This is a genomic window from Pantoea dispersa, assembly GCF_019890955.1.
GTDB classification, from domain to species: Bacteria; Pseudomonadota; Gammaproteobacteria; order Enterobacterales; family Enterobacteriaceae; genus Pantoea; species Pantoea dispersa.
Map to the genome: position 1 here is coordinate 3352172 of NZ_CP082346.1, position 23623 is coordinate 3375794.

Sequence of the window (23623 nt, forward strand, 5' to 3'; positions counted from 1 at the left end):
GTCTTCAAGTGATTTTCAATCACTCAATAAGTAAAACAACATTTTCTCAACTCAGTGAATCAGAACATGATCGCTTTAAAGAACTTATGTCGGGCCTCAGAGGAATACAGTCTCCCAAGTCAGACCCATTAACCATTCTTAGTATCGAGGCTCGTAATGAGGCCGAACGTCGTCATTACGTTGAACTCTGGGTAAAGCAAGAATACGAGTGCACCGAAAAGGAACTCAAATTCCAGCGCGAAGTTGATGCGGCCTGGAAACGCCTGATGCCATACATGCTGCCGGTTAACATGGGCAACGCCGCAGGTATCGCGCATGACTTTGGTGGGCGGCTCGCGCTGTTTGTACGCGAAGCTGATTGCCAGCGCTGCGATGCGCGACTCTCCGCCGTTCTCGCCGATAAACGCCCCGTTGATATCGACCTTGTCGATAGCGAAGGTAGCGATAAAAAACTCCGCAACTGGGCCCAACAGCACCGTATTCCCGCCGAGCAAGTTCGTGAGCGACGTATCACCCTGAACCACGACGCAGGTCGCTGATACGCTACGGCAATGGCATCATGCCGGTTCTTCATCCAGCAATGGGAAAGTGGATGGCATATCGCAGCGTTCTAACCGCCGCTTTATTGTTAAGTGCCGCCAGCTCTGTGGCGTCAACCAACATGCAAAGTGTGCCGCCGGGTTATCAGAAAGTCGCGCTGCAACATGGCGTGCCTGCTGAATCACTTTATTCCCTAGCGCTGGCTGAATCATCACGTAAGCTGCCGCACGGCACGCAACCGTGGCCCTGGACAATCAACGTCGCGGGTAAAGGATACCGCTATGAAAGCAAACAAGCTGTCTGGCAGGCATTGCAGCAGTTTATAAAAATTCATCCGTTTAAGAGAATCGATGTCGGCATCGCGCAGGTCAATCTCGGCTGGAATGGCCATCGCTTCAACTCAACGTGGGATGCGTTTGATCCATATATCAACCTGAACGCAGCGGCGCGCATTCTTCGCGAGTGCTGGGAACGCAGCCCCGGCAGTTGGTTGAAAGCTGCTGGCTGCTATCACCATCCGGCTGGCGGCAAACCTGCAGCGCGCTATCGGCAGATTATCAGCCAAAAGCTGGCTTCACTAACGCCTGCTCAACCCCGGCCAATCGCAACACAGGCTCCTGCCAATCTCGTGAGCAATCAAACACCTTCAACCGAAATCATCTGGACAGAACCCCGGAGGCAGCAATGAAAAAATTGATGCTGGCTGGCGCGATCGCCGCGTTGCCATTTCTCTCACATGCGGAACTGAACGTTATCGCAGATCTCGGCGGTCAATCGGCAGTACCGTTCTATGAGGGAATCAACGCTGAGCCTCAGCCGCAACAGCAATCAATCCAACCTGATTACAGTGAAGGTTCAGGTGTTGCCAGTGGCAACACCTGAACTCACTCCCGGCATCATTGAGCCGCGCTCGTTGAAGCTGCCTGGAATTGGTGCGCTGTTTCTGGTTGGCGATGATGCTCAATCGCAGGAATGGCTATCACGTAACGCTAAACTGCTCAGCCGTCGTGGTGCGGTTGGGATGGTGGTAAATGTCAGCAGCTCGGCATCCTTGCAGCAGCTGCGTCAGATTGCACCAGATCTACAGCTAGCACCGGTATCAGGTAGCGATCTGGCGCGCCGCCTCAAGCTGGAACATTACCCGGTGCTGATCACTGAGCATTCATTGAGCCAGCAGGTTTCAGGCCAATGATGGGATTTTCTGGATTGCATGGAATGCCCCACGCAGTGCTGATGCTCCTTCCTCTGTTCTTCATCCTTTTTCTGGCTCTGCTGCGCGCTTACTGGTACTGGCGCAATCTGCATCACCCCACGCGCAGCACGCCTGAATCCTGCAATAAGTGAGTCACTGCTATGAGCGATCGCTATGTTATTGAAGCGCTACTACGTCCCGCAGTTGAGTTCAACACCACGCTGGTAGCCGCCACCGCCAGTTATGTTTGCGTTGCAGCGCCCTGGGCTGTCGCGCTGTCGCCATCAGTGAGTTATGTCACCGCTACCGGCTTTGCGGTGCTGGCCGCAGTTCGTGCCCGTCAGGGATGCCTGGTGATCAGGTATCGCCGAAATCTGCGCCGCTTGCCGCGCTATGTGATGACCAGCCGCCAGGTGCCAGTAAGTAATCACCGGCTGTTCCTGGGGAAAGGTTTTCTGTGGCAGCAAAAACACACTCAGCGCCTGCTCGATACGCGTCGCCCAGAAGTAGAAAAGTATGTGCAGCCAGCGAAGCTCTATCAGATCGCGCGCAGGCTTGAGCGCGCGTGCGAGCATTCTCTGCCCTGGCTGTCATCGTTGATTTCAGCTGATACGCCGCTGAATCCGGTTCGTCCGTTGCCACCGGTTGGCGGTAATCCGGCGCTGCACGGCATCGAACCGCACGAGCGCGATGTATCGATGGATCTCCGCGAGCGCGTTGGGCATACGTTAGTCGTTGGCACTACGCGCGTTGGCAAAACACGGCTGGAAGAGTTGCTGGTTACGCAGGATATTCGACGCGGCAATATCACCATTGTCTTCGACCCCAAAGGTGATGCCGATTTGCTAAAACGCATGTGGGCTGAAGCGCACCGCGCCGGTCGTCAGGATGACTTCCACGTTTTCCATCTTGGCTGGCCAGAGATCTCGGCTCGTTACAATGCGGTTGGCCGCTTCGGGCGTGTGTCGGAAGTGGCTTCGCGCATCGCTGGTCAATTAGGCGCTGAAGGTAACAGCGCAGCGTTTCGCGAGTTCGCCTGGCGATTCGTGAACATCTTGACACGCGCGTTGGTTGCGCTTGGTCAGCGACCCGATTATTCGCTTATCCTTCGCTACGTCACCAACATCGGCGAGCTCTATCAGCGCTACGTGGAACATCTGGTTGATAAGCACCTGCCGGAGCTGCGCAGCAAAATTGAGAATGGCAGTAATGTGCTGAAGGAGAAGGATCTGCCGCGAAACATGCAGGGGCAATCAAACGCCACGCGCATCTGGGCAATGGAGCTGGCGCTGAGTTCTGAAGCCAGTAAAAAGCTCTATGATCCCATCCTTGAAGGGTTGCGCTCAGCAGTACGTTACGACCGAACCTACTTCGATAAAATCGTCGCCTCACTGCTGCCGCTGTTGGAGAAACTTACTACCGGCAAAACGGCGGCTCTGCTTTCACCGGACTATGAAGACCTCGATGATCCGCGTCCGATTTTTGACTGGCAACAGGTGATTCGCCAGCGCGGCATCGTTTATGTAGGGCTGGATGCGCTCTCTGACAGTGAAGTCGGTGCTGCCGTCGGCAATAGCATGTTTGCTGATTTGGTGAGTATCGCGGGGCATATCTACAAGCACGGCATCAATGATGGCTTACCGGAAAATGGCGACGGCAAGCTGCCGATCAGCCTGCACTGCGACGAGTTTAATGAACTGATGGGCGATGAGTTTATTCCGCTGATTAACAAAGGCGGCGGCGCGGGTATCGAGGTGACCGCGTACACCCAAACGATTTCTGATATCGAGGCGCGTATTGGCAGTAGCGCCAAAGCCGCACAGGTCACGGGCAACTTTAATACGCTGATCATGTTGCGGGTGCGTGAGAATCGCACCGCCGAGCTGCTAACCAGCCAGCTGCCTGAAGTGGATGTGTATTCCAAGACGTTGGTTTCGGGTTACACCGATATCACCAACCAGGAGCAAGGCACTGATTTCACCTCCAACACTCAGGACCGTGTAAGCATGGTGAAAACGCCGATGCTCACTCCGGCTGATATCATCAATCTACCTAAAGGTCAGGCGTTCGCGCTGCTGGAAGGCGGCCAGCTGTGGAAGATTCGCATGCCATTGCCTGCTGCTGATAAAACCGATTTGATGCCGGAAAGCCTGCAGAAGATTGCTGCTGAGATGCGACGCAATTACCGCACCAGTGAAGCGTGGTGGTCTGGTGGGGCAGGCGCAGAGCTGCCGGGAGGTGAATGATGCCGCCACCAAACACAACGGCCCCCCCGACGCGCGTTCAGCAGCCCAAAGAGCACGGCTTTCTGTTTAATCTGTTATGGGGATGGCCATGGAAGCTGATCGGTATGCTGCTGGCATCGCTATTTTTTAGCTTGGTAATGGAGTACGTCGGCATTGCTTTCTTCTGGCCAGAACAAGGTGCGGCGCATAGCCAGCAGGTGATGCAGATCGAGAGCGGCTATCTCTCCACTGAGTTTACGCGCAGCCTGCTGCTGTCACAGCCTACGGTGACGGTCACTGCCTGGGTAACGCAGGTTTATCAGTGGCTGGTTGTTGATAGCGGCTTGCAGGGATGGATCGCTCAGCAAAATCAGGCGATGGAAAGCGGCGGTAATGCGGTTGCTGCCGGATTGAGTGCCGGTAGCCGCTGGCTGGCATCGGCGCTGCAGGATTATCTGTTGGCTACGGTTTATGTCGCGGTGGTGACGCTGATTCGAGTGACAATTTTGGTGCTTTCAATACCGCTGTTTCTGATGGTGGTGCTGGTTGCGGTGGTTGATGGTTTGGGACGGCGAGATCTGCGGCGTTACGGCGCGGCATATGAATCCAGCTTTGTTTATCACCATGCTAAACGCTTCGTTAAACCCGCGTTCTATGTGCCCTGCATGGTTTATCTGTCATGGCCATCGGCTGTGTACCCCAATCTGTTGTTGCTGCCTGCGGCGTTGATGCTGGGAATGGCACTGGCGGTGCTGACGGCATCATTTAAGAAGTACCTGTAAGCTGGACGACAGCGTGCAAAGCTCGACTTTGTGCGCTGTCGTCAGCAGGCAAGCCGCTTTGGCGGCGCGGCAGATTCACGTCTAATGAAGAAGGAATATTATTTTTTTGCCAGAACAGCCTAAACTGAATGCAACCAACTTGAATGAGAGTTGATATTGCAGGTTGTTTGAAAACTTGTTCAGCTCAATGTAAGAACCCAAATAGAGCTAAAGTAAACACATTTATATTCTTCCCTTTAGCTATTTCCATTTCCCCATTATTATCTTTTCCATCCTCGATGGATTAAATGATTTCGAATTATAGTCGACCGTTCAATTTTTACGCTCCGGGGGGTATTGCGAGAACATCTACATTCACTGAATTACATGGAATTTAGACGTTGATCTCTACTTCTTCATACAAATCAAAATTATCTAAGAAATTGAATGGTCCTATGGTGAAACTACTTTCATTAGTTCATCATAAACAAATTGCAAATGCTGAGAGATGCCTTTGTCAATAGAGGGCTCCCAATTGGATATTGCATTATGAACTTCTCGTAAGTCGGAGGGTTCAAAGCACTTCAACTTGTCAGTTACGGCTATGGCGTTACCATAAAACTCCAACCAATGATTGGTATAATTCCCTGTCACACCCTGACAATACTCAATACCCTGATAGCCCCGCATTTCAAAATACAATCCTAGAACTTCACACCAAGCCTTATTTGTTTTGTCTTTTCTAAGCTGGAATCTTTCTGGAATTACAGCCCAGTTCATCTTTCGTAGAGATATATCAATTTCCGCAAACTCATGTTCAATAAACTTCGGTTTTAGGTTTATCTTTACACGATACTTCTCAACTTCATCATAGGCCTCCCGTATTGTTTTAATACCTCTCAACGGGTCATTACTATCATCTTGTAGCCTGCTCCTATATGAATCCAATGCCTGTTTTAACTCGCTAGCGAACTCTGAGCATACTGCTTCTATTATTGTTATACACAGCGAGCCAAGAAAGAACATCTCTGCAATTGAGTTTGGATGTTCCTGATTTCTCGTATAATCACTGAGCAAAATAACTTCATCCTTGTCGGTTTCCTCCCTAAAGTTATGAGCGGCGAGTGCGTTCCTATAAGATCTTAATCCTTTCAGTTCTTCGATTCTGTCAAGCGCTGGCTTAGTCACTCTACATACATTCCTAACTCTTTCACTATCTTTAGCTAATGATCTAAATGCTCTAAATTCATCTAAAAATGCACAGACATCAATAACTTGCTTTAAGAATAGCGACTGTTTGAGGTCTTTATTGAGTTGATTAAGATCTTTGCATCGCCTACCGTATTTTCTTGTTAAAGATACGGAGGATTCAATTATGTATAAATCTCTTTCAAATTTTTCTTTGAGGAGATCGAAGATTATTAAACTGTTATGTAATTTTTTCACTATGACGCCTTTTAAATATATATTTTTAAATGTGATTCTGCTGTCATTATAACTCTCAGAGCTAAGCGCCGCTTTCATTCTAATTGAAAATGGCACCAGAGTTCGACATCTACGTAAATCAATGAATAGGTGTTCTTCCGTAGATGCTTTCAATAGATTGCTCTTGGCACAGAGCGGGCTGTCACTCAAGTTAAATCTCATCAGCTACAGGTAGTTGGAGATGCTCATACCATTACCTGTAATCTGGACGACAGCGTGTAACTAGATACTTTGTGCGCTGTCGTCAGCAGGAAAACAGCGCGAAAATTTCTGTTCTGAGAGAAAGTAAAAGAAATAATGATGCATATCATTTACAGTTGAGGTGTGTTTTAAATCAGCACTCAACGAATTGTCTTGGAAATAATTCTGCTTTTTAATTCAATTTCCAATTTTGATAATTGGTCATTCACTTTTTCAGAAAGAATCTTATAGTCTTCAGTAACCTGCTCCTGACTCTTGTTTGCAAGGAAAAATAATGTGCCTGATATTGCTTTCAGCAAAATAATAGCACTGTCTTTATTGCTGATGCCATTGTTATTAGACCATCGCTCTATGGCTTTCTCTGTCAAGCTTAACAACGGCTCACGGAATAACCCTGAGCCATTGACTACTTTTAATGCTTCTCTTTGAATAGTAATTCGGTTATTAAACTCACTCATGTTTATCACCTATTATTTTGATTTTATCTCGCATCCAAGACTCTATTAAGCCTAATTGGGATTTGGCATTTTTAATGTCATCAGTACTGAGGATTTCACCAGTGCCTCTGGTACAAAGTACTCTAGCCCTTTCAAGTAAATGATAGGTTAGACCACTAATTGGTATGCTATGAATGCCCAGATTACGCGCGGAGTTCCGCGAAAAGTCGGGCCTTACATTGCAATTTAAAGAAAAACATGTTGCAAAATTTCGTATCGACAAAAACACTGAAGATAGGTCAAAAACCTCTGTAAGAACAGATGATTCAATGGAATCTTTAGCACTGATAAATATCTCTAAGAACTTCTCACAATCAATCAAGCCTGAATTATAACTACTCGGCTTCCCTAATCCCCGTAAATAATCAACGCTATCGGGTGAGTAAATAAGCATGGATTCCAAAAATAGATGCCAAGCGAAAGGGTTACCTTCTTTCCAGAGTTCATTTATCCGTTCATATGAATAAATTGAGTAATCTATCGGATTAAACCTTTCATCCCGGCCACTTACAATAGCCAACATGTCAACATCTGAAAACGAATCAACTTCCCCGCGACATATCGAACCAAAAGCGTAAATATGCATAATTAACGCCTATTGAACCGTTTAATCATTATGGACATAAAGAAACCAAACATAATCAACCTTACTAAAACGACTATTGTCAAAAACGATGCTGAATATTGAGAAAGTGTCAGTGTTCCCAGAAATATTTGAGGGGAAATGGCTAATGCATCAATATATGAGCTAACTAATCTTGGGTCACCATAGTTAATGACGTAATGTAAAGCTATGATTAATAAAATAACAATGACAGCCCTACACAATTTTAAAGCAGACTCTCCGTTCCCCCAGATAAGATCTAACACCTTGAATTCAAACCATTCAGCAAACATTTTTAATCGGTCAAATCCCTTATATTTTTTTCGGTAATAAGATTCTTTGGATTTCCATGCTTTATGCAAGTGCGCTTCTGTTGCCTGTAATTCTATTGCTATTGCTTTATTCGCTGATTTTGAATCACCTATTTGCTGATAATTCAAGCGTAATGAACGCGCAAATTTGAGTTTTAGGTTATCCAGTCCAGGGCATCCATTTTCAAGAATGTCATTATCAATGTGAGATTTATCAAAAGTGGCGTAGTTAAATTTACAGCCACTAAAGCTTGAGCCCATTAAGTTACAGTTTAAAAATCTGCAACCGGTAAAGTCACAATCCTGAAAACTACAGTTTCTGATGTAAGCAGCATCAAAAATACAGTAGCTGAATTTAACATTTTTGAATTCAATATCTAATGCAACTAGCCGTTCAAAAAATTTATTAACAAAGTTATCTTTTGCGACTAAAGAGTCAAATCTTTTGTCTGACAGTTTTTCTCTTCCGCTATCTTTTATCATTTTTTTCTCGATAAGCCAATGTACTAATCTTTATGAATTATAATGGCTTTTTAGGGAAATTGAAGTCATATTGACCTGCTATAGCAACTTCCATCCTTGGCACAAAAGGAACATATCAACTGAATGATAATTTCTTCTGAGCTGGCAACAGCGCACAAGACTCGAATTTGTGTGATGCTGTCGCCAGGAAAGCCTCGCAGAGCGTGGCAGTTTATTTTAAGTATTTAGATGAGAAGGTACATATGGATTTATCATCACATTAACTTTTATTAATGATACTTTGGATGGCGATTTTAAAAGTGTCTTTGAGGTTTTTTTAATTTCTTTTTTATCTTCACCCTCAGAAAGCTCATATAACGTCAATCTTTTTGTGTGTAAATCGAATGGCAATTTTGATTTATCGCCGAGACTTTCATTCATTACCAGAATAATACGTGAATCACCTAATGCTTTAAATGCATAACCCAACTCAAGCATTACATTCGAGTTACAATAACCATTTGCAATTAATGAAACATCCGCAATAAATATACTACAGGAGTCGATCTTCTCACAAATTGTATTGAAAATATCAGGGGCACCACTTACACCATTTGTGTCATGGTCAAGTTGGTAAGTTTTTTCCCCTTCATAACTGTCCCTTTCCTCAATTGGTAGCTCTTTATTCATTTCTTTCAGAGCATCACGCAGAGCCGATTTAATAAAGTGATTATTAAGGCTTTTTTCAGTAGATGACTGCCACGAGTAAAATATTTTTAGAGGCTTATCTTTAGGCAGATTTTCAATTATTTCTTCGAGTGTAATGACAATCAAATCAATTGCTCTATAAGCAGCTCTATTTTGATTTGACTGACTTGATGAACCATTAGTCCAAAAACTTAGAGTTGCAATAGTATTGAGCGCATCAATAAATTCCGACTGTTTTGCTATATCAACCTTATCGATGACGTCACTTTTAATATGGCCCTCCTTATAAAAAGGAGGGATTATAGACTTCATGAGTTTAAAATCTGGAGCGCCACCTACTCCGGGGCTCTTAAAGTTATTCATGTATGTTCTTATTTTTTCGCAAAGCTGATGTAGTTCAATGAATTTTTTCTTATCCATGCCCATCTCTTTTTATTAATATTTTTGGATTTCACTTTAATCATGAAATGCTTTCGGAATTATATAAACCTTACTTTCGGTAATTTCAATTCCGAGGCTAACATGCATCATATTATTAAAAAACTCATCGAATTTTCAATAGCTTTTTCCAGTCTGTCATTCACAGTTAATGCCTGCTCATCTGAACTCGACGAACTTGCCACCACCCAGCGCCTGCTAGACCAAGTCCAGCTCTCCCTCGACCGTGCCCGCACTGTCGCTGCTCAGTCCGCCCCCAATAACCGCCGCCGCTAACTGTTCGACTACAAGAAAGCCAGCGAAGACCTCAACACAATGCGTGCTGGCATCGACCGCTACACGCAGCCTTCGCGTGCACAGCCGCTGGATTACGGTAAGGTCAGCGGCGATTACACGCGAGGCCGTCCGCTATGGCGATGATTACCGCGCAGATCAACGCATTTAAAACGGCATCCGGCAACATCGATATTAGCGTTCTGTAACTGGAGTCCGTTGGGCTACCACTGTGAGTTGTTTCTCTGGTCAGCCTGAGCTGCATTGGATGTCTGGCATGGACGGGAAAATACCTAAGTCAGGGATGCCGCGCTAGTCCGATTTGTTATCCGTTCTATGGCTTAACCGATCGTCTGCATCTGGATGTTCACCAGTTAACGCAGACATTTTCGAAGTGCTTTTACCCGTCAGATTGCTTAAGAGGAAGACTCATACTGGATAGCTGAAGCAGTACTATGACCTCAGCAGTCAAAGTGACCAGAAATCATTGGTGCTTCAAAAAGCAAAAACCCAGCCATAAAGGCTGGGTTTTCAGAATGTTGGTGCCCGGACGCGGAATCGAACCACGGACACGGGGATTTTCAATCCCCTGCTCTACCGACTGAGCTATCCGGGCAACGGGGCGCATTAAACCTTACTCGCGCCGTACCGTCAAACGCTTTTCGGTAAAAATCAGCTGACTGCTGCCTTTTGCAGCAACCGCCGGACCCGATGGTAAAAACCTGCGCAACCGGGTTATTTAGTGGTGAATTTTTAGCCACTCACGCCGATAACCGTGCTGACATCCCATAACCATAATAAGGTCCACCATGTTCAGCACTATTACATCGGGAATCCTGTCGCGCCTCGCGTGGCAGAAACGCAGTCACAGCAGCGCAACGCTCAGTTCGCTGCAGGAGGCCATCGCCATGGTTGAGTTTACGCCTGATGGTCACATCCTCACCGCCAACGCGCTGTTTCTGGAGCGCATGGGCTACACGCTGGCAGAAATTGTCGGCCAGCATCACAGCCTGTTCTGCACGCCGGATATGGTGCAGTCACCGCAGTATCGCGAGTTCTGGCAGCGTCTGAATCGCGGCGAAGGCTTCAGCGATAAGTTTTTGCGCGTGGCGAAGCACAGCCGTCCGATCTGGCTGGAAGCCAACTACGTACCGGTGCAGGATCGCCACGGCCGGGTGATTAAAATCGTTAAGCTGGCGAGTGATATCACCGCGCGCATCATGGATGCGCAGGAGCAGCGCGCCATGACCACCGCCATTGAGCGCTCGATGGCGGTGATTGCCTTCAACCTCAAAGGTGAAGTGCTGATGGCCAACGATAACTTCTTCAATACCATGGGCTATCGCGCTGATGAGATCATCGGTCGCCATCACAGCCTGTTCTGTCCGCCCGAAATGCGCACCAGCGAGGCCTATCGCCGCTTCTGGCACAAGCTCAATCAGGGTGAATATATCTCCGGCCAGTTCGAGCGCGTCAATAAGCAGGGCAACACCGTCTGGCTGCGCGCCACCTATAATCCGGTGTTTAACAGCGCCGGCGAGCTGTACAAAGTGGTGAAGTTCGCCACCGACGTTACCGCGCAGGTGGAAAAAAACCAGCTGGAGCGCGAAGCAGCGCAGCAGGCATGGCAAACCGCGCTGCATACCAGTGAAAGTACGCAACAGGGAGCGGCGGTCATTGAAAACAGCGTGCAGAATATCAATGCGCTGGCCAGCGAACTGCACGGTATTTCTGGTGATATCAATGATCTGAGCGACTCTTCCGATCGCATCGGCGCCATCGTGGAGAGCATCCGCCGCATTGCCGACCAAACCAATCTGCTGGCACTCAATGCGGCAGTGGAAGCCGCGCGCGCCGGTCAGCACGGCCGCAGCTTTGCGGTGGTCGCCAGTGAAGTGCGCACCCTCGCGGCAAACATCAATCGCGCCACCAGCGAAATCGAGAATCGGGTGAGGCATAACCATCTGCTGGCGGATAAGGCGCAGAAAGGCATCGCGTCGAACCTGAAACGTGCCGATCAGGGCGTAGTGCTCGCGCAGCAGGCGGGCGGTGTGATTGCCGAAATTCGCGGCAGCTCCAGTGAGGTGGTGCGCGCCATCAGCCACGTCGCCGATACACTAAAAGCTCCGCAATAAGCGCAGCAGCGAGCGCTGGCCGGCGGTGACATAAAAGTGTCATCGCCGTGCCGTAACCTAAGATTATTCCTAATCAACGCCAGACTCTTTCTCATGCAGCAGCCTGATTTCCGCACCGGGCTTAGCGCCCTGACGGGTCGTGCCCGCGCGCGTTCGCTGTGTATTGCGGTGCCGTTCGTCACGCCAGCGATGGACAACACGGCGGTAATGGCGCTGTTTAGCGAACACAAAGATTTGATTGGCCTGCCGGTGGTGGAAAACGGCACGCCGTTCGGCATGATCAACCGCCACATCTTTCTGTCGCAAATGACGCGCCCGTTCTTCCGCGAGCTGTACGATCGTAAAAGCTGTATCGCCTTTATGGATAAACAACCGCTGGTGATCGATGCCGAAACCGAACTCGATCGGGTCGCGCAGCAGGTGGTCGCCAGCGGAGATAAATCAGTGACCGATGGCTTTATCGTGACTGAACAGGGCCGCTATATTGGCATCGGCCTCGGTATCGACCTGATTCGCACCGTCTCCGATTTGCAGGCGCAGCAGCATCAGCAAATTTTACAGAGCATCGATTACGCGCGGGTGATTCAGGACGCGATGCTGGACCGCTCGCGGCAGCAAATGGCGCAGCAACTAAGCGACTGGTGCCTGCACTGGCAGCCGCGCGATGGCGTGGGCGGCGACTATTACGCCTTTCACCGCGACGAGCACGGCTGGCTGGCGCTGATTGCCGACTGCACCGGTCACGGCATTCCCGGCGCGTTTATGACGGTGATTCTGCACGCGGCGCTGGAGCGTGCGCTGCAGCACAACCATCGTACGCCGTCTGCCCTGCTGCAGGCGCTTAACCGCCACATCAAACAAACCCTGGGCCAGCTTAACGCCTCGCAGCAGACCTCGCTGTCCAACGACGGCTGCGATGCGATTGCGCTGCGGCTGGAGACGGCCAGCCATCAGCTGAGCTGGGCCAGCGCGCGCATGCACGCCGTGCTGCAGCCGTTACAGGGTGAAGCCGCCGCGCTGCAGGCCGATCGCGTCGGTGTTGGCTACACCGATACGCCGCACGACTATTGCTGGCCGCAGCAGCAGCGCACACTGCAGCCCGGCGATGTGCTGCTGGTGATGAGCGACGGCGTGACCGATCAACCCGGCGGCGCGCGGCAAATCATGTTCGGCAAAAAGCGGATTCAGACGGTCATTGCACAACATAAAACCCTGCCGATGGCCGAGCTCTCCGCGGCGTTTGCGCAGGCATTTCTTCACTGGCAGGGCAACCAGCCGCGACGCGATGACGTCACCTGGTTTGGCCTGCGTTATTAACGAGCCTCTTATGCCTCCAGCTTCCACCGGCACGCACCTGCCGCCCGACAGCGTTGCGCTGCACTATACCGGCTTCTTTTCGCCGCAGAACATCACCGCGATGGGTGAAGTGATCAAAGTGTTTCTGGAAAACCAGCAGGCCTCGCTGAAAGTGCGCCGCCGGCTGTTCTCCAGCTTTGTCGAGATTGTGCAGAACATCCTGCGCTATTCGCAGGACAGCCGTACCCTGAGCCATGCCGAACAGCACTTTCGCTTTGGCACTGTAACGCTGCACGTGGAAGGCGATAACTACGTGCTCGAGAGCAGTAATCAGGTCGAACAGGCCGCCTGCGAGCAGCTGCGCGACTGGCTCGATCTGCTGCGTACCATGAGTAACGACGAAATTAAGCAGGCCTACCGTGTCGGTCTGCGCACCGAGAGCCCCGCCACCAGCAAAGGGGCCAATATCGGTTTGCTGACGCTTGCCCGTGATGTCAGTGAACCGCTGGAGTATGAACTGCGTCCGCTGCCCGCCAGCGGCTACGCCACGTTTTGGCTTAAAGCCACCATTCACCAGGATTGAGGTTGTATGCAAAACCTGATTATCGCTGCCACTGAGAGCACGCCCGAAGTGAGTTTTGATTTTGCCACCCGCCAGTTTGCGTTGCGCGGCGAGTCGTGGCCGGAGAACGCAGCGGCGTTTTATCGCCCGCTGCTGGATGCCCTTGAGCAGTGGCAACCCACCGACAACGACGCGGTGGTCGTCACTATCGCGCTGCGCTACTTCAACAGTTCCAGTACCAAAATGCTGTTCAGCCTGTTCGATCTGTTCAACCAGCTGGCGCAGCGCGGTCAGCGCGTCACGCTAAACTGGCTGTTTGATGCGGAAGATGACATCGCGGAAGAGTTTGGTCAGGAACTGGCGCTGGATTTTACCGATCTGCAGGTTAATCTGCAGGCGGAACTGGCGTCATGATGGACCTCAATGAGCTGTTCCGTGAAGAGAGCGAGGTGCTGAATCGCTCACAGCATGTGACGGCACAAAACACGCTGAGCGCGCAGGATTACCGCGAGGCGCTGCTGCACCTGAATCGCCACTATCAGCGCCTGATGCGCGAAACCTGGCGGCTGATCTCCCGCAGCGATCGCGCGGAGCGCGAGCTGAACCGCGTAAATGAGCAGTTAAACCAGCTGGCGCAGGAGCTGGAGTACAAAGCCAGCCACGATCCGCTGACGGCGGTTTGGAATCGCGGCGCGATTATTCAGCGCATCAGCCAGACGCTGGAGAGCGGCCCGGCGGCGCTGATCATTCTGGATATCGACCACTTCAAAAAAATCAACGACGAATACGGCCATCCGATGGGCGATAAGGTGATTTGCGGGCTGGTGACGCGCATTCAGGCGCACTGCCCGGCCGGTGCCAGCATTGGCCGCATCGGCGGCGAAGAGTTTACCGTGCTGCTGCCGCACTATCGTCTGTCCGACGCGGTGATTGTCGCCGGTGCGATCCACGCCTCGCTTAACGCCTCGCCGCTGGCGGTGCTGCCGCAGCAGCTGGTGACCGCCAGCCTCGGCGTGAGCTACGGCAAGCCGGGCTCCGATTTCGACACGCTGTACAGCAATGCCGATGCCGCGCTCTACGATGCCAAACACCACGGCCGCAACCGGGTATTTTTCCGCTGATCAGCGCGCCTGCGCGGTGCTGGCCGTCTGCATCGGCACGCTGCTATCCGGCGGCGGCAGGAAAATGTGGTCGAGGATATTGCGCATCACCGGCGCGGCCGTAATGCCTTCGTTACCGCCGTTTTCCAGAATCAGCGCCACCGCCACCTGCGGGTTGTTAAACGGCGCAAAGGCGGTATAGAAAATGTGGTCGCGCAGGCGCACCGGGATCATCTTCGCGTTGTAAGTCTGGTTCTGCTTCAGGCTAAACACCTGCGACGTACCGGACTTGGCGGCGATGCCGTACGGCGCGGTATGGAAATATTTATAACCGGTGCCGTTAGGCGCGTTAGCCATACCAAACATGGCGTGGCGCACCAGCGACCAGTACGGTGATTTCGCATCGCCAATCTGCGGCTGCGGCGCGGTCGGCTGGTAAACCTGCTGCCAGGTGCCGCGCTGCGCTTTGGCCAGCAGGTGCGGATTAATCACCCGGCCGTTATTGATCAGCGCTACCATGGCTTTCACCATCTGAATCGGCGTGGCTATCCAGTAGCCCTGGCCGATGCCCACCGATACCGTATCGCCCTGATACCACGTATGTTTATGCACTTTCTGCTTCCATTCGCGGCTCGGCAGCAGCCCGGCGTACTCTTCATTCAAATCGATACCGGTAGGTTTGCCGTAGCCGAACTGGCTGAGCATGCTGTGGATGCGGTCGATGCCCATCATGAACGCCACCTGATAGAAGAAGGTGTCGGCGGACTCTTCAATCGCTTTGGTGACGTCAAGCATGCCGTGGCCGGACTTTTTCCAGTCGCGGTATTTGCGATCGGTGCCCGGCAGCGTCCAGGTCGGCGCGCCAAAGAAGGTGGTGCCCGGCGTAATCACTTTGCTCAGCAGCGCCGACATCGCCATATAGGGTTTTACCGTCGATGCCGGTGGATACAGCCCCTGGGTGACGCGATTGATCAGCGGCAGGTTTTTATCCTGCAGCAGCGTTTTATAGGCTTTGTAGCTGATGCCCTTCACGAACGGGTTGGGATCGTAGCTTGGGCTGGAAACCATCGCCAGCACGCCGCCATCGTGCGGATCCTCAATCAGCACCGCCGCACGCTGCCCGGCCAGCTGGCTCTCCACATACTGCTGCAGATGCAGATCCAGCGTCAGCCAGATGTTTTTGCCCGCCACCGGCGGCACCTCTTTCAGCACGCGCACGATGCGGCCGTGGTTATCCACTTCCACTTCCTGATAGCCGGTTTTGCCGTGCAGCAGAGATTCGTAGTAGCCCTCAATGCCCTGCTTACCGATGTTGTGGTCGGCGGCGTAATTCTCCCCGACGCCCTCGGCATTGAGCCGCTTGTAATCGTTATCGTTAATCTTCGACACGTAGCCGACCACGTGCGCCAGATCGGCGCCGTACGGGTATTCCCGATCCTGATAGGTATCAATGGTGACCCCGGTGAAGCGGAACTGATTGACCGAGAAGCGCGCCACCTCTTCGTCGGTGAGCTCGGCCTTCAGCTCCACCGGTTTATAGCGGCTGCTCTGCTTCAGTTCATGCTCAAAGGTTTCGATATCATCCGGTGTCAGATCGACGATGGGCGTCAGCGCCTTCAGCGTCGCCTGAATGTTGTCGATTTTGTAGGGCGTGACGAGGATGTCGTACCAGGTAACGTTGCGCACCAGCGGGATGCCGTTGCGATCGAAGATCAGCCCGCGCGTCGGCGCGATGGGGATCATTTTGATGTCGTTCTCGTTGGAACGCGTCTGGTAATAGCTGTGCTGATCCACCTGTAAGCGATACAGGTTGATGCCAAGAATGGTGAAGCAGATAACAACCAGGGCAAACGCCACCAGCGCGCGGCGCACAAACAGTTTCTCTTCGGCTTCGAAATTGCGGAAATTCATCAGGGGCTTAGTCTCTTCATTATCACGCTAATGATAGGGAGAGATCGCCGCAGAGCCAGCAGGAAGATGCACAAGCCTGGGTAAAAGTGTGTCAGATGTTTACGGTGGAGCGGCTGCGTCAGGAATGCGGGACGGGGCGATGACCGGGCATTAACCGTTGCTCGATCGTCCCCTCTCCCGCACGCGGGCGTTGACCGTTGCACGATCGTCCCCTCTCCCGCGCGAGGGCGTTGACCGTTGCTCGATCGGTCCCCTCTCCCGCGCGCGGGAGAGGGTTAGGGTGAGGGCGAAGGAAAAGCGAGGAAAATCAATCCCCCAGCAGCACCGACTCCAGCGCGATCTTAATCATATCGTTGAACGTCGTCTGACGCTCTGCTGCGGTGGTTTGCTCGTGCGTACGGATGTGGTCCGACACGGTACAGATGGTCAGCGCTTTGGCACCAAACTCTGCCGCCACACCGTAGATGCCGGCGGCTTCCATCTCCACACCGAGGATGCCGTACTTCTCCATCACGTCGAACATCTGCGGGTCCGGCGTATAGAACAAATCAGCGGAGAAGATGTTACCGACGCGCGCGTCCACGCCCAGCGCTTTAGCCGCGTCAACCGCGTTACGCACCATGTCGAAATCCGCGATGGCGGCAAAATCGTGATCCTTGAAACGCATGCGGTTAACTTTTGAGTCGGTGCAGGCACCCATACCAATCACCACATCACGCAGTTTCACGTCTGCACGCACGGCACCGCAGGAGCCGACACGAATGATCTTCTTCACGCCGAAATCGGTGATCAGCTCTTTGGTGTAGATCGAGCAGGATGGAATACCCATACCGTGGCCCATCACGGAGATTTTGCGGCCTTTGTAAGTCCCGGTGAAGCCCAGCATGCCGCGCACGTTGTTCACTTCGACCACATCGTCGAGGAAAGTCTCGGCAATGTGTTTTGCACGCAGCGGATCGCCTGGCATCAGCACCACGTCCGCGAAATCGCCCATTTCGGCATTAATATGAGGAGTTGCCATTGTTGTTCTTCCTTATCAAAAAGTAGTGGCTGTTTTACAGCAAGCTTTTGCCGTAGTCCATGCTGGACAGGCCAAAATAGCTGGCGATGGTCTGGCCGATATCGGCGAAGGTATCGCGGTAACCCAGCGAGCCCGGTTTTACTTCTGGACCGTAGATCAGAATCGGGATGTGCTCGCGCGTGTGCTCGGTGCCATGCCAGCTCGGATCGCAGCCGTGGTCAGCGGTGAGGATCAGGATATCGCCCTCTTTCACCAGCGCCATCAGCTCCGGCAGACGACGGTCAAACAGCTCCAGCCCACCGGCATAACCGGCGATATCGCGGCGATGGCCCCAGGTCGAGTCAAAATCGACGAAGTTGGTGAACACAATTGAGTTGTCCGGCGCCTTCTTCATCTGCTCAATGGTGGCGTCAAACAGCGCATCCAGACCGGTGGCTTTAACTTTTTGCGTGATGCCCTGCTCCGCGTAGATATCAGCGATTTTACCCACTGAAATCACTTCGCCACCCTTCTCATCCACCAGCTTTTTCAGCATGGTCGGTGCCGGTGGTTCGACCGCCAGATCGTGACGGTTACCGGTGCGCTGGAAGTTACCGGCTTTATCGCCGACAAACGGACGCGCGATTACGCGGCCGATGTTATAGCCGCCGTTGGTCAGCTCTTCACGCGCGATTTCACACAGCGCGTACAGGCGATCGAGGCCAAAGGTCTCTTCATGACAGGCAATCTGGAACACCGAATCTGCCGAGGTGTAGAAAATCGGCTTGCCGCTTTTCATGTGCTCCTCGCCCAGCTGGTCGAGAATTACCGTGCCGGAGGAGTGGCAGTTGCCGAGGTAGCCCGGCAGATCGGCGCGTTTTACCAGCGTATCCAGCAGCTCCTGCGGGAAGCTGTTCTCTTTGTCGCTGAAATAGCCCCAGTCAAACAGCACCGGCACCCCGGCGATTTCCCAGTGGCCGGACGGCGTATCTTTGCCCGAAGAGAGTTCGCTGGCGTAGGCGTACGCGCCGATAATTTCCGCCTGCGGATCCAGTCCCGGCGGGAAGCGGCCGGTAGAGAGTTCCGCCGCTTTGCCAAGGCCGAGCGCGGTCATGTTGGGCAGATGCAGCGGACCTTCGCGGCCTTCATTGGCGCGGCCTTCAAAGCACGCTTCGGCGATATGGCCGAGCGTATCCGATCCTTCATCACCGAATTTATCGGCGTCTTTGCTGGAACCAATCCCGAAGGAGTCGAGAACCATAATAAAAGCACGTTTCATGCAAGTCTCCTGCGCCATAGCGCGATGACAAGTCAAAAAAAAAGCGATCAGATCAGTATACCCGAACGGCCGCTGCCTGGCACGCAGTTACGCCACTATTCGCTGATGCGGCGATACACCACCGGCGTGGCCTCCGGGGCGTGGTCGCTGAGCGTTATCGCCGCTTTCACTGCCGCAGCGGCCTGCTGCCACTGCGCTTCCGATGCGGCATGAATCACCGCCAGCGGCTGCTGCGCATTGACCTCACTGCCCAGCGTGATCATGTCGCTGAGGCCCACGCTGTAATCAATGCTGTCGCTGGCGCGCTGACGGCCACCGCCCAGCGCCACCACCGCCAGGCCCAGCGCCCGCGTGTCCATGGCGCTGACGATGCCGGGACGATCGGCGTACACCGCTTTGCTCAGCATCGGTGCCGGCAGGTAGCGGTCCATCTGCTCGATGAAATCCGTCGGGCCGTTCTGCGCCGCCACCATGCGGGCAAACACCTCAGCCGCTTTACCGTTATCCAGCACCTGCTGCAGTTTTTGCCGCGCTTCGGCTTCGTTCGCCGCCAGTTTGCCGGAGATCAGCATCTCAGCGCACAGCGCCAGCGTGACCTCCAGCAGCCGCGGATTACGCGCCTCACCGGTGAGGAAATGCACTGCTTCGCGCACTTCCAGCGCATTACCGGCGCTCGATGCCAGCACCTGATTCATGTCGGTGAGCAGCGCGGTGGTTTTGCATCCCGCACCGTTGGCGACGCCGACAATCGCCTGCGCCAGCTGCTGCGAGGCCTCAAAGGTTGGCATAAACGCCCCGGATCCGACTTTGACATCCATCACCAGCGCGTCTAATCCTTCGGCTAATTTTTTGGCGAGGATCGAGGCGGTGATCAGCGGAATAGAATCCACAGTGGCGGTGATATCGCGCGTGGCGTAGAACCGCTTATCCGCCGGCGCCAGCGAATTGGTCTGACCGATAATGGCAACGCCGACCTGTTTGATGATCTGGCGGAAGCGATCGTCGCTGGGGAAGATATCGAAGCCGGGAATGGCTTCCAGCTTATCCAGCGTGCCGCCGGTGTGACCGAGGCCGCGCCCGGAAATCATAGGCACGTAGCCGCCGCAGGCCGCCACCATCGGACCCAGCATTAGCGAAGTGACATCGCCCACGCCGCCGGTCGAGTGTTTATCAACAATCGGTCCGTTGAGATTCAGCGCCTGCCAGTTGAGTACCGTGCCGGAATCGCGCATCGCCATGGTCAGCGCAACGCGTTCTTCCAGGTTCATGTCGTGAAAATAAATCGTCATCGCCAGCGCGGCGATTTGCCCTTCAGATACGCTGTTATCACGCACGCCGTTGATGAAAAAGCGGATTTCCGCTTCGCTCAGCGGCTGGCCGTCGCGTTTTTTACGAATAATTTCTTGTGGCAGGAACAAGGTTGCCTCCCCGGAAAAGCGATGTATCGCTGAATGACAGCCGCCAGCTGCGCAGCAATGCGCACCTGACGGCAGTGACGCCGTGGGCCGCCATTTTAGCGACCGCGTGGATCAATAACCGGCTTTGCTGGTCGCCGTAGCGTGGCCCAGGGTATTCAGCAGGCTGGCTAACAGGCTGGAAGCGCCGAAGCGGAAATGACGCGCATCCGCCCAGCCGCTACCGAGGATGTCGTCGGCCAGCTGCAGGTAGATAGCGGCATCTTCCGCCGTGCGCACGCCGCCAGCCGGTTTGAAGCCCACCTGCTGCTGCACGCCTTTGTCACGGATTACCTGCATCATGATCGCCGCCACCTCTGGCGTGGCGTTGACCGGCACTTTACCGGTAGAGGTTTTGATGAAATCCGCGCCGGCATCGATCGCGATTTCGGACGCTGCACGAATCAGCGCTTCCTCTTTTAGCTCGCCGGTTTCAATGATCACTTTCAGCAGCACGTTCGCCGCCGCGCAGGCCTCTTTACAGGCTTTTACCAGCGCAAAGCCGACGTCACGATTACCGGCAATCAGCGCACGGTACGGGAACACCACGTCAACTTCATCCGCGCCATAGGCGATTGCCGCACGGGTTTCCGCCAGCGCGATGTCGATGTCGTCGTTACCGTGCGGGAAGTTAGTGACGGTCGCGATACGAATTTCCGGCGTGCCCTGCTCGCGCAGCGTCTTACGTGCAATCGGGATAAAGCGCGGATAGATACAGATCGCCGCCGTGTTACCGGCCGGTGATTTCGCCTGATGGCACAGCGCGATCACTTTTTCATCGGTGTCGTCTTCATTCAGGGTGGTCAGGTCCATCAGTTGCAGCGCGCGCTGCGCGGCCGCGTTCAGATCGGTCATGGTGCTCTCCAAAGTCAGGCCGGTGAAATCTGCTCACCGGAGAATGTGATAATTATAACAACCCACGCCGCGTGGAATTGCGAGGTTTGTCACAAGGAAAAGGAAACCGCGCTCTGATATACATGCATTTAGCGATTTTAATCACATTAAATCGCTATTTTGCCGAACAGCGCGGCATGATGCGATTGTGATTATTATCACAAATGTTGCCGCAAAAAGGTATCGGATATCGTTAAAGCGTAGTTAATTTGCGACAGAGCGGGAGTTGTCAGCACATCATCAGAAGTGGCAGAGGGTTTGCAGCGACGCGATTCATCGCGCAATAAATTGTGCCGCTGGCAAAATTGCAACGGCCATTAACCGTGACGGCCCTATTAGATGAAGTGAGGTGACGGCAGGCGCAGGATCAATACTCAATCCGGCAGCGCGAACAAACGCAGGCTGTTGTGCCACAGCGCATTGGCGATCTCATCGGGCGGTTCCGGGCGCAGCTGGCACAATACTTCGAACACATTACGCGCGCGCTCCGGGCGATTGGGCTGGCCCTGAAAACCGTGCAGCGGCATATCCGGCGCATCGGTTTCCAGCAGCAGCGCCTGCAATGGCAGGCTGGCGATGGTGTGGCGGGTTTTGCTGGCGCGCGCATAGGTAATGGTGCCGCCGACACCAATCGCGTAGCCAAGGGCGATGAAACGCTCCGCCTGCTGCTGGCTGCCGGCAAAGCCGTGCACCACGCCGCGTCGCGGCACGTCGTGACGGCGCAGATACTGCGCCAGCTGATCGTGCGTACGTCGCGAATGCAGGATCACCGGCAAATCATAGCGCTTTGCCAGCTTCAGCTGCGCCTCCAGCAGCCGGGTTTGCCGCGCAAAATCCGGCGCTTCCATATACAGATCCAGCCCGATTTCCCCGATCGCCACGCGTTTTGCATCCGGCGTTTGCAGGTACTGCTCAAGGCGATCGAGATCGTCATCCTGATGTTGCGCAATATTGATCGGGTGCAGCCCGAGCGCGCTATACAGCGCCGGATGCTGCTGCGCCAGCTGGCTCACCACGGCAAAACGGCTGGCATCCACGCACGGCACGATGATGCGTTCCACACCCGCCTGCGCCGCCTGCGCGATACTGTATTCGGCAGCGGTGACGAATGGCGGAAAATCAAAGTGGCAGTGGGTGTCGAAAAATCTCATGCCAGCGATCCTGCATCGTAGTCGGCGTCATTGCCCGCCAGCGGCGGCGTGCTGACCGGCCGGTTATCCGGCGCGTTGGCGACGGCGGCGGGCGGCGTCACGGCAATCGGTCGCGCCAGCGGTTCAGCATCGCTCAGCCACTGGCCCAGCGTCGCCAGGAAATAGCGCCCGCTGCGGCGGCCCAGATGATAATCCTGATTCAGCGACGCCAGACGACTGCCCAGCGCCATGCTGGCCAGCGGCTTTGGCGGAAAGATTTCAATGATGCGCAGATTATCCGGCGGCTGTTCAATAAACTGCTGAATCTGGCGGTAGCTCTCTTCGTGCTGATGCAGAATATTGATCATTGGCTGCAGGGCGCTGTCGCTCAGCCAGCGCTCCATGCGTTTAAACCACTTCGGCGTATACGCCATCTGTGACGGCACGGTACGGATCACCACAATAGTATCGGCGCCACGCCGCGCCGCTTCGCGCACCGGAATGGCGTCGCTGATGCCGCCGTCGAGATAGCTCACACCATCCATCAACACGCCGCTGCGGTAGAAACCGGGGATCGCGCTGGAAGCCTTAATGATGTCATGCCAGGTCAGATTGGTGGGATTGAAATACTGCGCGCTGTAATCATCGCTGCGGCAGGCGCACATGTAAAATTCGCTGCCTTTGGCAAACAGGCTTTCGGCGCTGCTCAGCGCCAGCGGGAACTCCTGTTTAGTGATATCCACCAGCCAGTCGAGATCGATCAGGTGACCACCGCGCACAAAACGCAGCGGATCGAAAAACAGTTTACTGGTGGTGTATCGGGTAATCACGCGCCGCGCATAACCGGGCTGAGCACAGACAAAGGCTGAGAGGTTTTGTGCACCGGCCGACGTGCCGAGCATTAACTGAAAGGGGTTAAAGCCTGCGCGCTGAAATTCATCCAGTACGCCCGCCGTGAAAATGCCGCGTTGCCCGCCGCCTTCGCAGACCAGCGCGATTTTTTTGGATTTGAATGGCGTGAGTGCCAGTGGCTCAAAGGTGTCCAGCGACACCGGGATGCGTATTCCCAATGGATGTCCCTCAGTGTTTGCTGCTCTGAGGGAGGCGCTCAATCAGCATCCCGGAGAACCAGTCATTGTCGTTCCCTGACCAACCGCATCCTGCA

24 protein-coding genes, 1 tRNA gene and 1 pseudogene are annotated in these 23623 nt (G+C 53.3%); 13 read left to right on the forward strand and 13 right to left on the reverse strand.

Annotated features, from left to right (window positions below; translation table 11 throughout):
• Positions 1 to 26: 26 nt before the first annotated feature.
• The 6 genes and pseudogenes from K7H94_RS15705 (at position 27) to K7H94_RS15725 (ending at position 4739) form a co-directional block, all read left to right on the forward strand.
• A pseudogene (locus K7H94_RS15705) lies at positions 27 to 614 on the forward strand (TIGR03759 family integrating conjugative element protein).
• Complete coding sequence (locus K7H94_RS15710) at positions 593 to 1228, forward strand: transglycosylase SLT domain-containing protein (protein ID WP_222951310.1); 636 nt, start codon at positions 593 to 595, stop codon at positions 1226 to 1228. Before K7H94_RS15705 ends, K7H94_RS15710 begins: the two are co-directional and overlap by 22 nt.
• Complete coding sequence (locus K7H94_RS23020) at positions 1225 to 1422, forward strand: integrating conjugative element protein (protein WP_245001420.1); 198 nt, start codon at positions 1225 to 1227, stop codon at positions 1420 to 1422. The genes K7H94_RS15710 and K7H94_RS23020 overlap by 4 nt, the downstream gene beginning before the upstream one ends.
• Positions 1331 to 1732 carry an integrating conjugative element protein gene (locus K7H94_RS15715; RefSeq protein ID WP_245001377.1) on the forward strand — a complete coding sequence of 134 codons (402 nt, stop codon included), beginning with the start codon at positions 1331 to 1333 and terminating at the stop codon, positions 1730 to 1732. The genes K7H94_RS23020 and K7H94_RS15715 overlap by 92 nt, the downstream gene beginning before the upstream one ends.
• Positions 1733 to 1893: 161 nt before the next feature.
• Positions 1894 to 3978 (forward strand): type IV conjugative transfer system coupling protein TraD, encoded by a 2085-nt coding sequence (gene traD / locus K7H94_RS15720; protein WP_222951311.1) that lies wholly within the window; start codon positions 1894 to 1896, stop codon positions 3976 to 3978.
• A complete protein-coding gene (locus K7H94_RS15725) occupies positions 3978 to 4739 on the forward strand; it encodes a TIGR03747 family integrating conjugative element membrane protein (RefSeq protein WP_222952059.1) in 762 nt (253 codons plus the stop codon). Before traD ends, K7H94_RS15725 begins: the two co-directional genes overlap by 1 nt.
• A 432-nt stretch (positions 4740 to 5171) precedes the next feature.
• Here K7H94_RS15725 and K7H94_RS15730 read toward each other — a convergent pair whose 3' ends face one another.
• The 5 genes from K7H94_RS15730 to K7H94_RS15750 all read right to left on the reverse strand — a co-directional run bounded on the left by K7H94_RS15730 (position 5172) and on the right by K7H94_RS15750 (position 9406).
• Positions 5172 to 6353, reverse strand: coding sequence for a hypothetical protein (locus tag K7H94_RS15730; protein ID WP_222951312.1), 1182 nt, complete (start codon positions 6351 to 6353; stop codon positions 5172 to 5174).
• Between the two features lie 191 nt (positions 6354 to 6544).
• Positions 6545 to 6862: a hypothetical protein gene (locus K7H94_RS15735; RefSeq protein ID WP_222951313.1), complete on the reverse strand. Its 318-nt coding sequence runs from the start codon at positions 6860 to 6862 to the stop codon at positions 6545 to 6547.
• Positions 6855 to 7487 carry a nucleotidyltransferase domain-containing protein gene (locus tag K7H94_RS15740; protein WP_222951314.1) on the reverse strand — a complete coding sequence of 211 codons (633 nt, stop codon included), beginning with the start codon at positions 7485 to 7487 and terminating at the stop codon, positions 6855 to 6857. Before K7H94_RS15740 ends, K7H94_RS15735 begins: the two co-directional genes overlap by 8 nt.
• A gap of 2 nt (positions 7488 to 7489) precedes the next feature.
• The gene (locus tag K7H94_RS15745) at positions 7490 to 8299 is read right to left on the reverse strand and encodes a pentapeptide repeat-containing protein (RefSeq protein WP_222951315.1); all 810 of its coding nucleotides are present in this window, start codon (positions 8297 to 8299) and stop codon (positions 7490 to 7492) included.
• Between the two features lie 216 nt (positions 8300 to 8515).
• Entirely contained in the window at positions 8516 to 9406 is an 891-nt protein-coding gene (locus K7H94_RS15750; RefSeq protein ID WP_222951316.1) for a hypothetical protein, read from the reverse strand.
• A 102-nt stretch (positions 9407 to 9508) separates the two neighbouring features.
• Between K7H94_RS15750 and K7H94_RS23025 the strand changes: the two genes are divergently transcribed.
• Together K7H94_RS23025 and K7H94_RS23030 are read left to right on the forward strand one after the other, a co-directional pair.
• A complete protein-coding gene (locus K7H94_RS23025) occupies positions 9509 to 9700 on the forward strand; it encodes an RAQPRD family integrative conjugative element protein (RefSeq protein WP_245001378.1) in 192 nt (63 codons plus the stop codon).
• Positions 9701 to 9739: 39 nt separating this feature from the next.
• Entirely contained in the window at positions 9740 to 9844 is a 105-nt protein-coding gene (locus K7H94_RS23030) for an RAQPRD family integrative conjugative element protein (RefSeq protein WP_234473184.1), read from the forward strand.
• 393 nt (positions 9845 to 10237) lie between these two features.
• Here K7H94_RS23030 and K7H94_RS15760 read toward each other — a convergent pair.
• Positions 10238 to 10313: transfer RNA gene (locus K7H94_RS15760), tRNA-Phe, on the reverse strand.
• 193 nt (positions 10314 to 10506) lie between these two features.
• Here K7H94_RS15760 and K7H94_RS15765 point away from each other — a divergent pair.
• The 5 genes from K7H94_RS15765 (at position 10507) to K7H94_RS15785 (ending at position 14811) form a co-directional block, all read left to right on the forward strand.
• Positions 10507 to 11832: a methyl-accepting chemotaxis protein gene (locus tag K7H94_RS15765; RefSeq protein ID WP_058759546.1), complete on the forward strand. Its 1326-nt coding sequence runs from the start codon at positions 10507 to 10509 to the stop codon at positions 11830 to 11832.
• Positions 11833 to 11925: 93 nt separating this feature from the next.
• Complete coding sequence (locus K7H94_RS15770) at positions 11926 to 13149, forward strand: SpoIIE family protein phosphatase (protein WP_215800388.1); 1224 nt, start codon at positions 11926 to 11928, stop codon at positions 13147 to 13149.
• Positions 13150 to 13159: 10 nt separating this feature from the next.
• Entirely contained in the window at positions 13160 to 13711 is a 552-nt protein-coding gene (locus K7H94_RS15775) for a SiaB family protein kinase (RefSeq protein WP_222951317.1), read from the forward strand.
• Positions 13712 to 13717: 6 nt separating this feature from the next.
• Positions 13718 to 14104: a DUF1987 domain-containing protein gene (locus tag K7H94_RS15780; RefSeq protein WP_021507651.1), complete on the forward strand. Its 387-nt coding sequence runs from the start codon at positions 13718 to 13720 to the stop codon at positions 14102 to 14104.
• On the forward strand, positions 14101 to 14811 hold the full coding sequence (locus tag K7H94_RS15785; protein ID WP_222951318.1) for a GGDEF domain-containing protein: 711 nt from the start codon (positions 14101 to 14103) through the stop codon (positions 14809 to 14811). Before K7H94_RS15780 ends, K7H94_RS15785 begins: the two co-directional genes overlap by 4 nt.
• On the opposite strand, the gene mrdA is transcribed toward K7H94_RS15785, so the two are convergent.
• The 7 genes from mrdA to K7H94_RS15820 all read right to left on the reverse strand — a co-directional run bounded on the left by mrdA (position 14812) and on the right by K7H94_RS15820 (position 23528).
• Positions 14812 to 16701: a penicillin-binding protein 2 gene (gene mrdA / locus K7H94_RS15790; RefSeq protein WP_222951319.1), complete on the reverse strand. Its 1890-nt coding sequence runs from the start codon at positions 16699 to 16701 to the stop codon at positions 14812 to 14814.
• A gap of 307 nt (positions 16702 to 17008) precedes the next feature.
• The gene (deoD, locus tag K7H94_RS15795; protein WP_021507654.1) at positions 17009 to 17722 is read right to left on the reverse strand and encodes a purine-nucleoside phosphorylase; all 714 of its coding nucleotides are present in this window, start codon (positions 17720 to 17722) and stop codon (positions 17009 to 17011) included.
• Between the two features lie 34 nt (positions 17723 to 17756).
• On the reverse strand, positions 17757 to 18980 hold the full coding sequence (gene deoB / locus K7H94_RS15800) for a phosphopentomutase (RefSeq protein WP_021507655.1): 1224 nt from the start codon (positions 18978 to 18980) through the stop codon (positions 17757 to 17759).
• Between the two features lie 95 nt (positions 18981 to 19075).
• Positions 19076 to 20398 carry a thymidine phosphorylase gene (deoA, locus tag K7H94_RS15805; protein ID WP_058780397.1) on the reverse strand — a complete coding sequence of 441 codons (1323 nt, stop codon included), beginning with the start codon at positions 20396 to 20398 and terminating at the stop codon, positions 19076 to 19078.
• A gap of 111 nt (positions 20399 to 20509) precedes the next feature.
• Positions 20510 to 21289, reverse strand: a complete 780-nt coding sequence (gene deoC, locus K7H94_RS15810; protein ID WP_058770662.1) for a deoxyribose-phosphate aldolase — start codon at positions 21287 to 21289, stop codon at positions 20510 to 20512.
• Between the two features lie 413 nt (positions 21290 to 21702).
• Positions 21703 to 22479 carry a TatD family hydrolase gene (locus tag K7H94_RS15815; protein ID WP_211726582.1) on the reverse strand — a complete coding sequence of 259 codons (777 nt, stop codon included), beginning with the start codon at positions 22477 to 22479 and terminating at the stop codon, positions 21703 to 21705.
• Positions 22476 to 23528, reverse strand: coding sequence for a patatin-like phospholipase family protein (locus tag K7H94_RS15820; protein WP_031279725.1), 1053 nt, complete (start codon positions 23526 to 23528; stop codon positions 22476 to 22478). Before K7H94_RS15820 ends, K7H94_RS15815 begins: the two co-directional genes overlap by 4 nt.
• Between the last annotated feature and the right edge of the window lie 95 nt (positions 23529 to 23623).

Bases quoted from the DNA above. Each gene is read 5' to 3' on its own strand.
- K7H94_RS15710 (WP_222951310.1), top strand. From the start codon at position 593: ATGGCATATCGCAGCGTTCTAACCGCCGCTTTATTGTTAAGTGCCGCC.
- K7H94_RS23020 (WP_245001420.1), top strand. From the start codon at position 1,225: ATGAAAAAATTGATGCTGGCTGGCGCGATCGCCGCGTTGCCATTTCTC.
- K7H94_RS15715 (WP_245001377.1), top strand. From the start codon at position 1,331: ATGAGGGAATCAACGCTGAGCCTCAGCCGCAACAGCAATCAATCCAAC.
- traD (WP_222951311.1), top strand. From the start codon at position 1,894: ATGAGCGATCGCTATGTTATTGAAGCGCTACTACGTCCCGCAGTTGAG.
- K7H94_RS15725 (WP_222952059.1), top strand. From the start codon at position 3,978: ATGCCGCCACCAAACACAACGGCCCCCCCGACGCGCGTTCAGCAGCCC.
- K7H94_RS15735 (WP_222951313.1), bottom strand. From the start codon at position 6,862: ATGAGTGAGTTTAATAACCGAATTACTATTCAAAGAGAAGCATTAAAA.
- K7H94_RS15740 (WP_222951314.1), bottom strand. From the start codon at position 7,487: ATGCATATTTACGCTTTTGGTTCGATATGTCGCGGGGAAGTTGATTCG.
- K7H94_RS15745 (WP_222951315.1), bottom strand. From the start codon at position 8,299: ATGATAAAAGATAGCGGAAGAGAAAAACTGTCAGACAAAAGATTTGAC.
- K7H94_RS15750 (WP_222951316.1), bottom strand. From the start codon at position 9,406: ATGGATAAGAAAAAATTCATTGAACTACATCAGCTTTGCGAAAAAATA.
- K7H94_RS23025 (WP_245001378.1), top strand. From the start codon at position 9,509: ATGCATCATATTATTAAAAAACTCATCGAATTTTCAATAGCTTTTTCC.
- K7H94_RS23030 (WP_234473184.1), top strand. From the start codon at position 9,740: ATGCGTGCTGGCATCGACCGCTACACGCAGCCTTCGCGTGCACAGCCG.
- K7H94_RS15765 (WP_058759546.1), top strand. From the start codon at position 10,507: ATGTTCAGCACTATTACATCGGGAATCCTGTCGCGCCTCGCGTGGCAG.
- K7H94_RS15770 (WP_215800388.1), top strand. From the start codon at position 11,926: ATGCAGCAGCCTGATTTCCGCACCGGGCTTAGCGCCCTGACGGGTCGT.
- K7H94_RS15775 (WP_222951317.1), top strand. From the start codon at position 13,160: ATGCCTCCAGCTTCCACCGGCACGCACCTGCCGCCCGACAGCGTTGCG.
- K7H94_RS15780 (WP_021507651.1), top strand. From the start codon at position 13,718: ATGCAAAACCTGATTATCGCTGCCACTGAGAGCACGCCCGAAGTGAGT.
- K7H94_RS15785 (WP_222951318.1), top strand. From the start codon at position 14,101: ATGATGGACCTCAATGAGCTGTTCCGTGAAGAGAGCGAGGTGCTGAAT.
- mrdA (WP_222951319.1), bottom strand. From the start codon at position 16,701: ATGAATTTCCGCAATTTCGAAGCCGAAGAGAAACTGTTTGTGCGCCGC.
- deoD (WP_021507654.1), bottom strand. From the start codon at position 17,722: ATGGCAACTCCTCATATTAATGCCGAAATGGGCGATTTCGCGGACGTG.
- deoB (WP_021507655.1), bottom strand. From the start codon at position 18,980: ATGAAACGTGCTTTTATTATGGTTCTCGACTCCTTCGGGATTGGTTCC.
- deoC (WP_058770662.1), bottom strand. From the start codon at position 21,289: ATGACCGATCTGAACGCGGCCGCGCAGCGCGCGCTGCAACTGATGGAC.
- K7H94_RS15815 (WP_211726582.1), bottom strand. From the start codon at position 22,479: ATGAGATTTTTCGACACCCACTGCCACTTTGATTTTCCGCCATTCGTC.